Raw genomic sequence first — 14564 nt, forward strand, 5'->3', positions numbered from 1 at the left:
GTCATGTCCGTGACCCCGCCGCCCTACGGCCGAGACCCTTATGGCGCGCCGCAGCCGGGCCGCATACCGGCGCCGGACCGACCGCAGCAGGTCGAGAGGCCGCCGCTCGTCAGTTCTCTCGCGATCGCCACCGAACTGTGGGTCGTGGTGACCATCGCGCAGATCGTGGCCGTCTGCGGTCAGTTCACGCTCGCCTCCGATCAGATCGATCAGGTCCGCGACGACATGGCGCGGCAGGGTCAGCCGGTCTCCTACGCCCTCGTCGTCACCATGGTGATCGTGATTTCGATCGTGATGATCGGTGGGATCTGCGGGACCCTGACCTGGTTCGCTCGCTCGGGACGGAACTGGGCCAGGCTCGGGCTCGGGTTCCTCAGCTTCTACCTGGTGGTGCAGACCGTCTACGCCTTCTTCGTCGCCGGAGCGGACCACTGGACGATGATCCCCACGGTGATCGGTGGAGTCGGGGCGCTGGGCGCAGGGGTGTTGCTCCTGCACCGCGACTCCGATCAGTACTGCAAGGACATGGCCGCATGGCGCGCCGAGAAGAAGCGGCCGGCCTCGGTGTACCCACCGGGCGGATATCCCCCTGTCGGCGGTTATCCTCCGCAGGGCCAGTACCCGGGCCAGTATCCGAGCGCCGGTCAATACCAGCAGTACGGGCAGCCGGGGTATCCGCCGCAGCAGTATCAGCCGCCGGCCCCGCAGAATCCCCCAGATACCCAGAACCCCCAAAACCCCCCGAGTTCCCAGAACCGACAGCCTGGGTCCGACACAGGAGAACGCCAGTGAGCACCACGCCCGTCGATCCGGCGGTACCCCCGAAGCTGGTCACGCGGGCCTACTGGCTGTGGATGGCCGCAGGCGTTCTGTTGGTCCTCTACGGGGTGGCGATCATCGTCGTGAGTCTCGTCGCGAGCGGCGTCGGGTTCGTCATCTTCGGTGTCTTCTTCGCTGCCATCGGCGCCGGCTTGATCGTGCTGGCCCGCAAGGCTTTTCCTGGTGACCCGCGCTGGCGGTCGGCGTTGGCCGTCTTCACCCTGATGCTGGTCGCGCTCGGAGTGCTGGCATCGCTGCTGGTGGCACAGGTCGCCGCGGCACCGCTGCTGTTCAGCCTCTTCGCCCTCGTTGGGTCGATGATGGTCTACCGGCCCTCAGCGGAACCGTGGTTCGCCGAGAAATGAGCGAGGAGTACCCGGACGACGATGACATCGTCGCCGACGAGAGCGCGGACGAGGGCGAGGTCCTCTACGCCGAGTCGGGTGGCGCGTGGTGGGTGGTTGCCATCGGTCCGGTGCTGTGCCTGATAGTGCTGGTCACCGAGATCATCGGCGGCGGTAAGTTGCATTGGCCCGCGCTGCTCGTGTTCGCCCTCGTCATCGGTGGTTTCTCACTGGTGCAGGTCTACGCGGCCAGGACTCACGTGAGCATGATGCTGACCGAGCGGTCGCTGCGCCAGGGCGCGCAGACGATTCTGCTCGACGAGATCAGCGAGATCTTTCCCGAGAACAACAGCCCCGAACCCCAGAAGTGGGAGAGCGCGCCCGCACTCGGTGAACTGTCGGCGGTACCCCGTCGTCGTAAAGGCGTCGGGATCAGAATGACCAACGGCAAGCTGGCTCAGGCCTGGGCCCGGGACGTCGACCACTTCCGCTCCGAGCTCACACAGGCTCACCAGGCGATAGAGCTAGGCCTCGGCCCGAGAAAACGCGCCCCGCGCCCCGACGAAGATTAGGTCGGGAGGCGCGGCCGCGCGTGTTCTGGACGAACGAGGAGCGAGCGCCAGCGATGCGAGGAGAGAGGAAGAACTCGCGCCCGATGGCCGCGCCGACAAGCGAGGGGAGCGAGCAGATCAACACTGTCAAGAACTCGCGCCCGATGGCCGCGCCGACAAGCGAGCGGAGCGCGCCATCAAACAGAGTCCTGATCTGGGATCATCACCGTCTTCAGCAGCTCCTCCGGCACAGCAAAGGCGTCGACCAGGGTGCGGGCATGGGGCCGCAGGTCGCGGCACAGTTCGTTCACTCCCCGGCGGATGGCCTTGGCGCGTTCCACCGACACGTGCCGGTGCATCAGGAACCAGTCGAGATCGTCGTCGAGGGCCGAGTACACGAACAAGTCGCACACCTTGCCGAGTAGTTCGGTGCCGGCCTTGCTGTCGCAGCGGTCGATAGCGTCGACGAACGCCTCGAGCACCACACGCTCGGTGTGCGCGGAGCCGACTTTGAGCAGGTGATCCTGGGCGCCGTTGAACACTTCGAAGGGGTCGTTGTCGTCCTCGGTGGCCCGCCGAAGGCGGTTCGCACAGGTGCGGATGAGGTGGTCTTCGCGGTTACGGAAGAGCCGGATCTGCGTGCCGCGGTTGGTGAGATCGGATTGCTCGGGATCTTCGTCGGAGCCGTCGATCAGCGTCTGCACCACCTGGCGAGCAGCGGACTTCTCGAGGATGACGTCGCGCGCCATCCCGGCGATGAACCGTGCCCAGCCGACGGTGTTGAGTCCGCGTACATCTTGCGCGTACGCCGACAGCAGCTCTTTCGCCACCAGTTGGGTGAGGACGGTGTTGTCGCCTTCGAACGTGGTGAACACGTCGATGTCACCGCGCATGATCGAGAGCTGGTTCTCGTCGAGATATCCGGCGCCACCGCAGGCTTCGCGGCACACGTTGATCGTGTTGGACGCGTGCCAGGTGGTCATCGCTTTCAATCCGGCAGCGGCGCTCTCGAGTTGGCGCTGGCGGTCTTCGTCGAGATCCTCGGCGGACTGGAGTTCGTGCAGTTCTTCGATGATCTCGTTCTGCGCGAACGTCAGCGCGTAGGACTTCGCGATGAGCGGCAGCAGTTTTCGCTGATGACCCAGGTAGTCCATGATGGTGATCTCGTCGGTGGAGTCGGGGGACTCGAACTGCTTGCGCACCAGCCCGTATCGCGTGGCGATTGTCAGGGCCTTGCGGCCTGCGGCTCCTGCGGTGGCGGCGACGCTGACGCGGCCACGGATGAGGGTGCCGAGCATGGTGAAGAAGCGCCGGTTTTCGTTCTCGATCGGTGAGCTGTAGGTGCCGTCTTCCGCGACATCGGCGTAACGGTTGAGCAGGTTGTCCCGCGGGATCCGGACATGGTCGAATTCGATGCGCCCGTTGTCGACTCCGGCCAGTCCGCCCTTGTATCCGTCGTCGCTCGTGGTCACGCCCGGTAGGTCGTTGCCCTCGTCGTCACGCAGCGGCACCACGAAACAGTGGACGCCGCGACTCGTCGGCTCTTCTCCGGGGCCGCCGGTGACCAACTGCGCGAACACCGCGGCGACCTTGGCGTGCTGGGCGGCGCCGCCGATGTAGTCCTTGCGGGCGAGATGGGATTCGGAGTGGATGACGAACTCGCCGGTCGCCGGGTCGTAGGTACCGGTGGTCTGCAGCGCCTGCACGTTGGAGCCGTGTCCGGTCTCCGTCATCGCGAAGCAGCCGAGCAGGTCGAGGTCGATGAGGCCCGGCACCAGGGTCTCGTGGTGTCGTGCGGTGCCGAGATTCTCGACGGCGCCACCGAACAGTCCCCACTGGACGCCCGCTTTGACCATCAGGGACAGATCCGCGTAGCCGAGGAGTTCGATAGCGCTGATCGAGGCACCGATGTCGCCGGTGCCGCCGTGCTTCTCCAGGAAACCGGACCGCGGGAACCCGTGCGAGGTCAGCTCCTTCATGAGCTCCAGCATGCGGGCGCGCGCCTCATCCAGCGTGCGGGACGGGTCGGGCAAGAACTCGGCATTATTGAGCTGCCCACGCACCGTCTCACGGGTGGTGCGCCAGCGGCCGTCGAGCGCAATCCGCAGATTGTCGATCAGCAGCTCGCGGTCGTCGTCAGGTGTCGTGCTCGTCAGGGCATCAGGTTCGCCAGGAGCGGGCAGATCGGCGGAACTGGCTTCGATGGCAGTCATAGTCCCGAGAATACCCAGCGCTTCGTGCCGCAACCCTGGATATGTGTAGATACGCGTCACACTCAGTAGGTCGGGTTATGGCGACGCCTGATTCACCTCGCGGACAGCTGATCCGGTCAGTGCGTCGCAGGCGCACCTACCGTGATCGCGTCGAGGCGTTCGCCGATGAAGTCGCCCGAGATTACGGGCGGTCGACCGGCTTCGGCGCCGATCGGTGGCTGCAGCGGGACGACCTCGGCGTCGTGGTTGAGCTCATAGAAGAAGATCAGCGAGACGAGGTCTTCTTCCGGAGCCTGCGACGGTGGGGGTAGGACGCGATGCCGCCCCGCACGCCAGCGACCGGCGGTCCAGTACTCGAGCAGATCACCGATGTTGATGGTCAGCGCAGCGGGGTCGTACGGCGCGTCGGCCCAGCCGCCCTCGTCGCTGTAGACCTGCAGTCCGCCGGCGCCGGGTTCGCGGTCGAGCACCGTGACGGTGCCGAAATCGGTGTGCGGTCCGATCCGGAACTGACCGTCCGCGACCGGGCCGGTCTGGGTCAGCGCCGGATAGTGGTTGATGTTCGCCGTCCAGGTCGCATTGTCGGCAAGTCCGAGAAAGGGATTGGCCGAATCCGGCAGTCCCAGTGACGCCGACATCAGCGCGAGGAGGTCGTCGGACAACGACTTCATCTGGCGGCAGTATTCGACGAACAGCTCGGCCAGTTGGGGCACCTCCGCCGGCCACACGTCGGGCGGGAACCACAGGGCGTCCACGACGGGGTCACCGACAGGTGTCTGGGCGCCGCAGTTGTATGTCTCCTTGAGATCGGGTGGGGTCTCGGTCCCCTCGGAATAGCCGTTGGCCTCCATACCCGGGCCGATCCAGCCGCGACCGCCCACGGCGACCGCGTATTTGTCCTTCACTTGCGTTGGCAGCGAGAAGAACTCGCGTGCAGCGGCACGGAGGGCGCGGGGGAGTTCGGGATCGATGCCGTGTCCGGTCACCAGGAGGAAGCCTGCTTTCTGCAAGCTCTCGTCGACGGCGGCGCACATGGCGGTTGCCGCCTCGCCGCCGGCTCGCCACTGCGAGATGTCCACCGTGAGAACGGGACTGCCGGTCATCGTGTGCCCCCGTTCGAGGCCTCTTCGTCGGCGACCCCGATGTCTTCGTTCCACAGGAGGGGGTTGTCGTCGATGAACGACGACATCATCGAGATGCAGCGCGGATCGTTCAGCACGGTCACCGCGACGCCCAGATCGGTGAGCCAGTTCTCGCCGCCCTGGAAGGTGGTGTTCTCGCCCACGATCACCGAGCCGATGTTGAATTGCCGGATCAGCCCGCTGCAATACCAGCACGGCGCCAGGGTGGTGACCATGATGGTCGACCGGTAGTCGGTCTGGCGGCCGGCGTTACGGAAGGCGTCTGTTTCACCGTGAACCGACGGATCGTCGTTCTGGACCCGGCGGTTGTGGCCCCGGCCCAGGAGCACCCCGTCCGAGGCGAACAGCGCCGCCCCGATGGGGATGCCGCCCTCTGTCAGGCTTTGTTGAGCCTCGGCGTAAGCGATCTCGAGGAGCGTGGTCGGGGAAACATCGATGGATGTCGTCATGTCCTCAACCGTGCCCCTCTCGCGCCTGGGCGGCAACTGACATAGTGTCGCGATGAGACCCGATCTTGACGTGCAATCCGTCTGGCAGTTGTAGGAGGGCCGTTCCCGATGGTGCTGACTTTGCGAGACGTGCTGGACCGGCACCTGGCCGCGGCGGACCCGCAGGTGCTCAGCGGACACGATGGCCTCGACAACGAGGTCCGCTGGGTGCACTCCAGCGAGATCTTCGAGATCGGCCCGCTTCTCTCTGGCGGGGAGTTGCTGCTGACGACCGGTCTGGGCCTGGCCGGGGTCGATTCCGGGACGCGTCGGCATTACATCCGCGAGCTCGCCCAGCGTGGTGTCGCCGGGGTGGCCGTGGAGTTGGGTCGTACCTTCGACCAGGCACCCGGCGAGATGGTGCGAGAGGCGTCGTCGGCGCGATTTCCCTTCATCGTGCTGCGTACGGTCGTTCCGTTCATCGACCTGTGCCGGGCGGCGAACACCGATCTGGTGTCGCAGGAAGTCGGCGCACTGCGTAGGCGGAGCGAACTCGACGCGGCGCTGCATGCTGAGATGGCGGCCGGAACGGGTGCCCCCGCGATGCTGAAATGTATTGCGGCTGCAGTGGGTTGCCCGCTGGTGCTGTTGGGCAAGGGCAACGCGTTGATGGCTGCCGAGGGCCTCGACGACGATCACTCGGCGTGGCAGGCGGTGGACGCGCAGGCGGCATCGGTGCCTGTCGGGATGCGCGGTGAAGTGGTCGCGACCCTGGTCGCCGGCCCGGGGTCGCCGCTCGATGTCGATGACCTGCTGACGTTGCTCGAGGTCGGGGCGGGTCCGCTCGGTGTGACGTTGTCGTTGACCCGCGAGCTCGCCGGATTGCCGCACCGCGCGGCGTCATCGTTGGTGTCAGATCTGTTGGAGCGCCGCATCGATCGCCGATCCGATCTCGTGATGCGGCTGGGCGCAGCCGGCTTCCGTCCGGCCCGGACATCGCAGATCGTTCCGGTGGCCGTCGACGTCCCGACGCCGCGGATGGCCTCCCGAGTCACCGCGTCGGTGGTGAAAAGCCTTGCTGCGCAATCCATGCATGCGCAGGTCCATGCGACGTCGTACGCGTTGATCGCGACGGGCCGGCCCGGCAACGACGACGTGACGGTGATCGCCGATGCGTATCGGGAATTCGCCGACGGGGCAACCGTTGTCGTTGGCGATCCCGTACCGATCGACGCGCAGGAGTTGTCGACGTCGCTGCTGCGCGTGCGGCATGCGCTGGCCTTGGCGGTGGCGGATCGACAGATCGTCGGCGGGTCGGCCGACGCCGTGACATCGACGCGGGCGTTGGCCGCGGATCTCGCGATGGAGACGCTCGACGCCGCAGTGCGCGTCGACCTGCTGGCCGTCATCGCCCCGGTCATCGCCTGGGATGCCGAACACGGTTCGGAGTTGACCCGCACACTCGAGGTACATCTGCGGCACGGATGTAGTGCCACCCGATCGGCCGCGGCCCTGAACCTCGGACGGCAGAGCCTCTATCAGCGGCTGGAGCGGATCCGCGGGCTGATCGGATTCGACTTCACCGCTGCGCAGACATACCCGGGACTGCTGCTGGCCCTGTGCGCGCACCGCGCACAGGGCCGCAGGAGACGTAGCGGAGCGGAGCTCGACCGGTTATCGAGCGGAGAATGAGGCTCAGACCTGCGAGTACTCGCGATTGATCTTGTTGCGGCACAACAGGACGTAGGCACCGAAGGCGATGAGGAAGCCGATGAAGAAGGCGATGTCTCCCAGTTCGGGGACGGCTTCGGCGACCCACCCCACATAGCGCTCCTGGTTGGCGAACAGCGCCACCGAGACGACGAGCGCGATGACGAACGAGAGCAGGCCACCCCAGTTGGTGTACTTGGTGTCGTAGAGCAGGTTCGCCACCGGGCGTCCTCGCCTCAGTAGCTGGTCGGCGAGGACGATGCCGAGCCACGGCCCGATCCAGTAGGCGACGATCAGCAGGAATGTCTCGTAGTTGGCGGCGGCGTCGGCCAGTGCCCACCACGCCACCAGGAACCCGACGACGCCGAAGACCGCGGTGACGACCGCACGCTGGATCCCGACGGACATCTTGAAGCCCATGGTCACGAAAGCCATTGCGCCCGAGTACAGATTGATGGCGTTGGCGGCGACCGCGCCGATGGCGATCGCGAGCAGGGTCAGGTTGGCGACCCACGACGGCAGGGATCCGGTGAATGCGTCGGTGGGGCTGAGATCGGCGTCGGCGCCGATGGTGACCGATGCAGCGCCGATCGCCATCAGCGCGGTGGTCGACACGAACAGTCCGGACGAGGCGAAGAACCCCGTCTGGAACTTCGAGACGTTCACCGGCAGGTAGCGGGTGTAGTCCGCGGCGTAGGGCGTCCAGGCGGCGGTGTAGCCGAATGCTGCACCGAGGGTGAGCAGGAAGCCGCCCAGACCGGCCCCGCCGTCGGCTGCAGCCATCCCGAGGTCGGCATCACGGAAGATGAAGACGCCGGCCAGTACGAACACCACGGCCAGCACGGGTGCGGCGAGCCGCTCGAATCCCTGGACCAGGTTGTGGCCGCAGAACGCGAAACCGGTCTGCGCGAGCACGATGATGATCAGCGCGAGCACCGACGGCAGCCCGAACAGGGTGTTGAGCGCCAGTGCACCGCTGACGCTGTTGGTGGCGAACCAGCCGACACCACACATCACCGTCATGAAGGCGGCTGGGAGGATGTTGCCGCGGTACCCGAAACCGAGGCGGCCCAGCACCATCTGCGGCACCCCGTGCAGGGGTCCGCGGGCGGACAGCACGTAGTGCGCGAGTGCTCCGAGTAGGTTGCCGATCGCCATCGCGGCGATGGCCTGCCAGAAGCTCAGCCCGAAATAGAGGACCGCGATGATCCCGAGGAAGATCGTCGCGAACTCGAGGTTGGGTGCGGTCCAGGTCCAGAACAGCCCGCGGGGTTTGCCGTGCCGGGCTTCGGGCGGGATGAACTCGTTACCGCCCGGCTCCACTGCAAGGACCTTGTCGCCGTAATTGCCCAGTGCTGCTTCCGGGGTATCCGGCGATGCGGGGCCTTCCGGGGTCGTGCGGGGAGTCGTCGATGTCATGGCGCAACGGTCCCTTGCCGGAGGCGTCCGGGGCAACTGACAGATCGTCCGTTGCAAAGGACCTCTGGCCCGTCGTTCTGTCCGAAAGTGGTGGGTTCCGGCGACGGCGACCTGCGGATTTGGTCGCCAGAACCCACCATCATCGGGCGGTGGGCTGGTTCTGCGTGATGCAGTGGATCCCGCCACCGCGTTCGAACAGGGGGCGTGCGTCCACGGCTTTCACGGTGCGACCGGGGTAGACCTCGGCGAGGATCGCCGCGGCCCGTGCATCGTTGGGGTCGTCGTAGCTGCAGGCGATGACACCGTCGTTGACCACGAGGTGGTTGATGTAGCTGTAGTCGACGGGACCCTCGTCGTCGGTCAGCACGGTGGGTGCGGGGACCCCGATGATCTCCCAGCCCGGTTCGGCGTCGGCGATCAGCGCCTTGATCCTGGCGCTGACCGCGAAGTCGGGATGATCGGGATTCTGCTGATCGTGCACCAGCACCACTCCCGGCGACGGCATCGCGGCGACGATGTCAACGTGCCCGCGCGTCCCGAACTTCTCGTTGTCGCGGGTCAGGCCGTGCGGCAGCCAGATTGCCCGCTCGGCGCCGATGGTGCGCGCCAGTTCGGCTTCGACCTGGGTCTTGGTCCAGTCCTGGTTTCGCCCTTCGCCGAGTTGCACCGACTCGGTGACGAGCACCGTGCCGGCGCCATCGACCTGGATTCCGCCGCCCTCGTTGATCATCGGGGAGTCGATCAGTTCGGCCCCGGACAGTTCGGCGATCAGCGTCCCGATGTGCTGGTCTTTGTCCCATTGCGCCCACGACGCGGCACCCCAGCCGTTGAAGACCCAGTTGACCGCGCCGAGCCGGCCGTTCTCGTCGAGCACGAACGTCGGCCCGATGTCACGGGCCCAGGCATCGTTCAGCGGCGCTTCGATGATCTCGATGTCGGCCGAAAGGTACTGGCGTGCAGTCGAGATCTCGCCGGGGTCGACGATCATGGTGACCGGTTCGAAGTCGAGTACGGCATGCGCGACGGCGGCCCACGTCGCTCGTGCCTCGTCGCGCGCGGCCTCGGTCTCGCCGAGGGAATACCCCTGCACCGGGTAGGCCATCCAGATCTTGTCCTGCGGCGCACCCTCGGCGGGCATCGTCCAGGTGGTCATGTGAGGGCGATGTACTTGGTGGTCAGGTATTCGTAGATGCCTTCGGAGCCGCCTTCGCGCCCGATACCCGACTGCTTGACGCCACCGAACGGTGCTGCGACGTCAGAGATCACCCCGCGATTGACCCCGACCATCCCGGATTCGATCCTGTCGGCCACCCGGAGTGCCCGGTCGAGATCCTGGGTGTACAGGTAGGCGGCGAGACCGTACTCGGTTGCATTGGCGGCGCCGACGGCCTCGTCCTCGGTGGTGAAGGTGCTGATCACCGCGACCGGACCGAAGATCTCGTTGCAGACGATCTCGGCGTCCGAGGGGACCTGGTCGAGTACGGTGGCGGGGTAGAAGCACCCCGCGTCCTCGGTGGGGTCGGCACCGAGACGAACACGCGCGCCGTCGGCAACCGCCTTCGACACCGCCTCTGCGATCGACGACTGCTGCTTCACGCTGACCATCGGCCCGAGTGTGGTGTCGGAGTCGTACCCGCGGCCGAGCACCATGGCCTTCATCTTCGCCGTGAGTGCGGCGGTGAACTCCTCGGCGACACCCTCCTGCACCAGAAAGCGGTTGGCCGCAGTGCAGGCCTCACCGCCGTTGCGGGTCTTCGCAGCGAAAGCACCTTCTACCGCCTTGTCGATGTCTGCGTCGTCGAACACCAGGAACGGAGCGTTGCCGCCGAGTTCCATCGAGGTGCGCTGGACGTTCTCGGCCGCCTGACCGATCAGGGTGCGGCCGACGGGTGTCGACCCGGTGAAGCTGATCTTGCGGACGCGTGGGTCCGCGATCAGCGGGGTGCTGACCTCGGCGGATTTGCTGGTCGGGAGCACCGAGAGCACACCTGCCGGCAGTCCGGCCTCCCTGAACAGCTTGGCCAGGTAGAGCATGGTCAGCGGCGTCTCGTGTGCGGGCTTGACGATCATCGTGCAACCTGCCGCCAGTGCGGGGCCGATCTTGCGGGTTCCCATGGCCAGCGGGAAGTTCCACGGCGTGATGGCGAACGCGACACCGACCGGCGCATGCGTGACCATGATGCGGCCGGAACCGCCCGGTGACTTCGTGAAGCGGCCCGCCACCCGGACCGACTCTTCGGCGAACCAGCGCAAGAACTCGCCGCCGTAGTTGATCTCTGCCACCGAGTCCGGCAGCGCCTTGCCCATCTCGAGGGTCATGATCATCGCCATGTCGTCCGCGTGTTCGCGAATCAGTTCGTAGGTGCTCCGCAAGATCTCCGACCGGGCCCGGGGTGCGGTGTCTGCCCATTCCTCGGAGACCGCCACTGCGCTGTCCAGTGCCGTGGCGGCATCATCGGGTGTCGCGTCGGCGATCTGCAACAGTGAGGTGCCGGTCGCCGGATCATCCACGGAGAACGTTTCTTTGGTCGATGCCGCCACGGAGTCCCCGTTGATCCACAGGCCGGTCGGCACCGTCGCCAGCAGGTCGCGATACGGCGCGATGGGATCGGTGGAGGTGTCAGTCATGGCAGTGTCCTTTCGGGTCAGAGGAGTCGGCATGGCAATGAGAACTCGGGCTCGGTGCCACGTCGAGGGAGGGATTGCGATCGAAGAACCCGAAAGGCTTGAGCCAGAACGACACCGTGTCCGCAGGCATGATGGGCCAGTCCTCCGGCCGGGTGATGTGGTGGACACCGAATGTGTACCAGACGACGACGTCGGTGTTGTCGATGCTTCGGTTGGCTTTCGTCCACTCGCCGAGCCCCGTGTCGATCGACGACTGATTGACGAATTCACCTGCCGGCCAGCGCTCATCAGGACTGTTCGGCGTGACCCACACGGTGTGCCCGATCACCTGCGCGCGCTGGAAGATCGGGGAGGCAGGGTCGAACATCGACGGGATGGCATCACCGGGCACGAGTTTGTAGGACGGGTTGGTGCCCAGACCGTTGGTCGTGTTGGTGTTGACCACCTTCCACGCCCGCTGGGTGGCCCAGTTCATGTCCTGCTTGCCTTCTTCTTCGGTGCGCAGGGGAGTGTTGCGCTGCACGAGGGACAGCCCGTAGGGGTTGTTCGGACCCATGGGCTCGATCTCGGTCTCGCTGGCGTACACGGTGTTCTGCGTACCGTCGACGTCGAGATCGAGGCGGGCGACCAGGAAGTGCTGGTGATACGGGGCATACGTGCGTTCGTCGACCAGCGTTCCGTGAGGATGGGTGCCGCCCGGCGCGAACGGGGTGGTCACCATGATGCCGGTGGCCCGGACCTCGCACTCGATGTTGCCGTCCTGGTAGAAGCGCCAGTAGACCAGGTATTCGTAGTTCGCGACGGTGACGTGGAAAGAGACCGTGAGGCGGCGCATCCGGCGCACCTCGGCGCCGGCGTCGTGGTCGACGTGCTTCCACAGGACCGCGTTGTCCTCTTCGTGGATGCAGATGGCGTTCGTGATCGTGTACGGCTCGCCCTTGCTGTTGTGGAGCACGGCATCGAGGTAGCGGATCTCGCCGAGGCAGTCGCAGCCGAGCTCCAGCGAGGTGGTCATGAAACCCAGACCCCACTCGCCGATGTCGAATGCGGTTCTGCGGTAGTGGTCTTCGCAGTGATCGCGGTAGGGGACCATCATCTCTGCGAACGACAGCTTGTGCGCGACAGAACGCTCGCGACCGTCGTCGTTGTAGCTGATGGTGTGCAGGGTCATGCCCTCGCGGTGATTGAAACCAACCCGCAGTGACCAGTTCTGCCAGGTCAGTTTGTTGCCTTCGAGGGTGAACGACGGTCCTTCGGGCTGGGTGATCTCCAACGGTTTCAGCGGCTCTCGGCGCGAGGCGTTGCGGATCCGTTCAGGGATCCGGGCAGGCACGTATTCGCCCATCACCTCCGGGGGTTCGACGCCGCCGGTGTCCTCGATCTCGAGCAGTTCCATCGTGTTGAGGTCGATCACACAGTGCAGCCCGCTGACCGGATGCGCGTAGGGATTTGCGCCCGCCTCGCCCTTGACCCAGGTGTCCGACCAGCCGATGCGCCGGTCGCGGTACTTTTCCGGTGCCACCGCATCGCCGTAGGTCCAGGTGTCCATGAACACCAGCTCGAGGTCGGTGATGCCGCGTTTGGCCAGGGCCGCAACCACATCGGGATGCTTGCGCAGAACCTCATCACATTCCTCGAACTCGTCGACCGTGAAGTTCGCTTGTACGCCGGGGATGTGATCGAACGATTCGACGGTGTCCTCGGACAGCGACACCACCGCCTTGTAGGTGGCGTTTCGGCGCGAGTCGAGGCAGGTGACCACGCCACGTCGAGGTGGCTCGGTGCCACCCGCTGCATAGTCGGCCAATTCGGCCTTGCTCGGCTCCAGCAATTCGATGGAGTTGAATCGCCACCCTTCGCCGACCCCGTGGTCTCGCAGCATGAGTGCTGCCGTGGCGCGGAACTCGTCAGCTGAGAAGGGGTCGAGGGGATGGGACGTCGATGCAGTGGTCACGCGTGGTCTCCTACCGGCCGGTGAGATCGTTCAGGGCGTTCTCGAGTACGTCGAGGCCGTCGTTCAACAGGGCGTCATCGATCACCAACGGCGGCAGCAGCCGGATCACGTTGCCGTACGTCCCGCAGGACAACAGCACCACCCCTTGCGCCAGGCATGCCGCGACGAGGGCCTTGGTGAGCTCCGGGTTCGGTTCTGTGCCACCCGGTTTGACCAGTTCGATGGCCAGCATCGCGCCCCGGCCACGGACCTCGCCGATCTCCGGTGTCACCGACGCCATCGCCCGGAGGCGGCCTCCGGCGAGTTCCTCGATGTGGCGGGCGCGGGCGGGTAGATCCAGGTCCTTCATCACATCCATGGCGGCCAGCGCGGCGGCGCAGGCCACCGGATTGCCGCCGTAGGTTCCACCGAGGCCACCGGCGTGCACCGCGTCGAGCAGATCTGCGCGCCCGGTCAGCGCTGACAGCGGCATACCGCCGGCGATGCCTTTGGCCATGGTTACCAGATCGGGCACGATGCCCTCGTGGTCGCTGGCGAACCAGGCGCCGGTGCGGGCGAAGCCGCTCTGGACCTCGTCCGCGATGAACACGATGCCGTTGGAGCGCGCCCAATCAGCAAGTGCCGGCAAGAATCCCGGCGCGGGGACGATGAAGCCGCCCTCGCCCTGGATGGGTTCGATGATGATCGCCGCAAGCTGGTCACCGCCGATCTGCTTGTCCATCATCGAGATCGCGCGCTTGGCCGCTTCGGCACCGTCGAGTCCGTCGCGATAGGGATACGACATCGGGATCCGATAGACCTCCGGCGCGAACGGGCCGAAACCATACTTGTACGGCATCGTTTTCGCGGTCAGCGCCATCGTCAGGTTGGTGCGACCGTGATAGGCGTGATCGAACGCCACCACCGCGTCGCGACCGGTGGCCAAGCGTGCCACCTTGATCGCGTTCTCCACGGCCTCGGCGCCCGAGTTGAACAGCACCGTGCGCTTCTGATGATCGCCGGGGGTCAGGTGGTTGAGCCGTTCTGCCACCGCGACGTAACCCTCGTACGGCGTGACCATGAAGCAGGTGTGGGTGAAGTGGCTTGCCTGCTCGGCGACAGCGGCGGCCACGGCAGCGTTGCCCGCTCCCACCGTCGTCACCGCGATGCCTGATCCGAAGTCGATCAACGAGTTGCCGTCGACGTCGACGATGACCCCGCCGTCGGCGTCCGCGGCGTAGACCGGGACACTCGACCCGACTCCGCCGGCGACGGCCATCGCTCGACGACCCTGGAGCTCTGAGGATTTCGGACCGGGCAGGGCGGTGACCAGGTTCCGTGTCTGGGGCAGCCGGTACTGGGGCTGTGTCACGGTGG

Annotated in this window: 12 protein-coding genes; 4 read left to right on the plus strand and 8 right to left on the minus strand. The window is 66.0% G+C overall.

The features are described 5' to 3' along the window. Positions 1-3 precede the first annotated feature (3 nt). From BH683_RS16190 to BH683_RS16200, 3 genes are read left to right on the plus strand one after another with little or no spacing between them, the layout of a single operon-like run. On the plus strand, positions 4-792 hold the full coding sequence (locus BH683_RS16190; protein WP_143696070.1) for a hypothetical protein: 789 nt from the start codon (positions 4-6) through the stop codon (positions 790-792). Further along, the gene (locus BH683_RS16195; RefSeq protein WP_084837284.1) at positions 789-1184 is read left to right on the plus strand and encodes a hypothetical protein; all 396 of its coding nucleotides are present in this window, start codon (positions 789-791) and stop codon (positions 1182-1184) included. Before BH683_RS16190 ends, BH683_RS16195 begins: the two co-directional genes overlap by 4 nt. Next, positions 1181-1735: a hypothetical protein gene (locus tag BH683_RS16200; protein ID WP_084837285.1), complete on the plus strand. Its 555-nt coding sequence runs from the start codon at positions 1181-1183 to the stop codon at positions 1733-1735. The genes BH683_RS16195 and BH683_RS16200 overlap by 4 nt, the downstream gene beginning before the upstream one ends. Before the next feature lie 176 nt (positions 1736-1911). Here BH683_RS16200 and BH683_RS16205 read toward each other — a convergent pair whose 3' ends face one another. The 3 genes from BH683_RS16205 to BH683_RS16215 all read right to left on the minus strand — a co-directional run bounded on the left by BH683_RS16205 (position 1912) and on the right by BH683_RS16215 (position 5518). Beyond that, positions 1912-3927 (minus strand): acyl-CoA dehydrogenase, encoded by a 2016-nt coding sequence (locus BH683_RS16205; RefSeq protein WP_084837286.1) that lies wholly within the window; start codon positions 3925-3927, stop codon positions 1912-1914. Between the two features lie 116 nt (positions 3928-4043). Further along, on the minus strand, positions 4044-5030 hold the full coding sequence (locus tag BH683_RS16210; protein WP_084837287.1) for a 2-oxoglutarate and iron-dependent oxygenase domain-containing protein: 987 nt from the start codon (positions 5028-5030) through the stop codon (positions 4044-4046). Beyond that, complete coding sequence (locus BH683_RS16215; RefSeq protein WP_084837288.1) at positions 5027-5518, minus strand: nucleoside deaminase; 492 nt, start codon at positions 5516-5518, stop codon at positions 5027-5029. Before BH683_RS16215 ends, BH683_RS16210 begins: the two co-directional genes overlap by 4 nt. A 108-nt stretch (positions 5519-5626) precedes the next feature. On the opposite strand from BH683_RS16215, the gene BH683_RS16220 reads away from it, so the two are divergent. Next, positions 5627-7189, plus strand: a complete 1563-nt coding sequence (locus tag BH683_RS16220; protein WP_084837289.1) for a PucR family transcriptional regulator — start codon at positions 5627-5629, stop codon at positions 7187-7189. A gap of 3 nt (positions 7190-7192) precedes the next feature. Here BH683_RS16220 and BH683_RS16225 read toward each other — a convergent pair whose 3' ends face one another. From BH683_RS16225 to gabT, 5 genes are all read right to left on the minus strand, one after another. After that, on the minus strand, positions 7193-8626 hold the full coding sequence (locus BH683_RS16225) for a cytosine permease (protein WP_084837290.1): 1434 nt from the start codon (positions 8624-8626) through the stop codon (positions 7193-7195). 139 nt (positions 8627-8765) lie between these two features. Next, complete coding sequence (locus BH683_RS16230; RefSeq protein ID WP_084837291.1) at positions 8766-9779, minus strand: agmatine deiminase family protein; 1014 nt, start codon at positions 9777-9779, stop codon at positions 8766-8768. Further along, positions 9776-11254 carry an NAD-dependent succinate-semialdehyde dehydrogenase gene (locus BH683_RS16235; RefSeq protein WP_084837292.1) on the minus strand — a complete coding sequence of 493 codons (1479 nt, stop codon included), beginning with the start codon at positions 11252-11254 and terminating at the stop codon, positions 9776-9778. The genes BH683_RS16230 and BH683_RS16235 overlap by 4 nt, the downstream gene beginning before the upstream one ends. Continuing rightward, positions 11247-13208 carry a primary-amine oxidase gene (locus BH683_RS16240; RefSeq protein WP_084837293.1) on the minus strand — a complete coding sequence of 654 codons (1962 nt, stop codon included), beginning with the start codon at positions 13206-13208 and terminating at the stop codon, positions 11247-11249. Before BH683_RS16240 ends, BH683_RS16235 begins: the two co-directional genes overlap by 8 nt. Before the next feature lie 10 nt (positions 13209-13218). Then, on the minus strand, positions 13219-14559 hold the full coding sequence (gabT, locus tag BH683_RS16245; protein ID WP_094647534.1) for a 4-aminobutyrate--2-oxoglutarate transaminase: 1341 nt from the start codon (positions 14557-14559) through the stop codon (positions 13219-13221). Between the last annotated feature and the right edge of the window lie 5 nt (positions 14560-14564).

This window comes from Williamsia sp. 1138, assembly GCF_002095435.2.
GTDB lineage: Bacteria > Actinomycetota > Actinomycetes > Mycobacteriales > Mycobacteriaceae > Williamsia.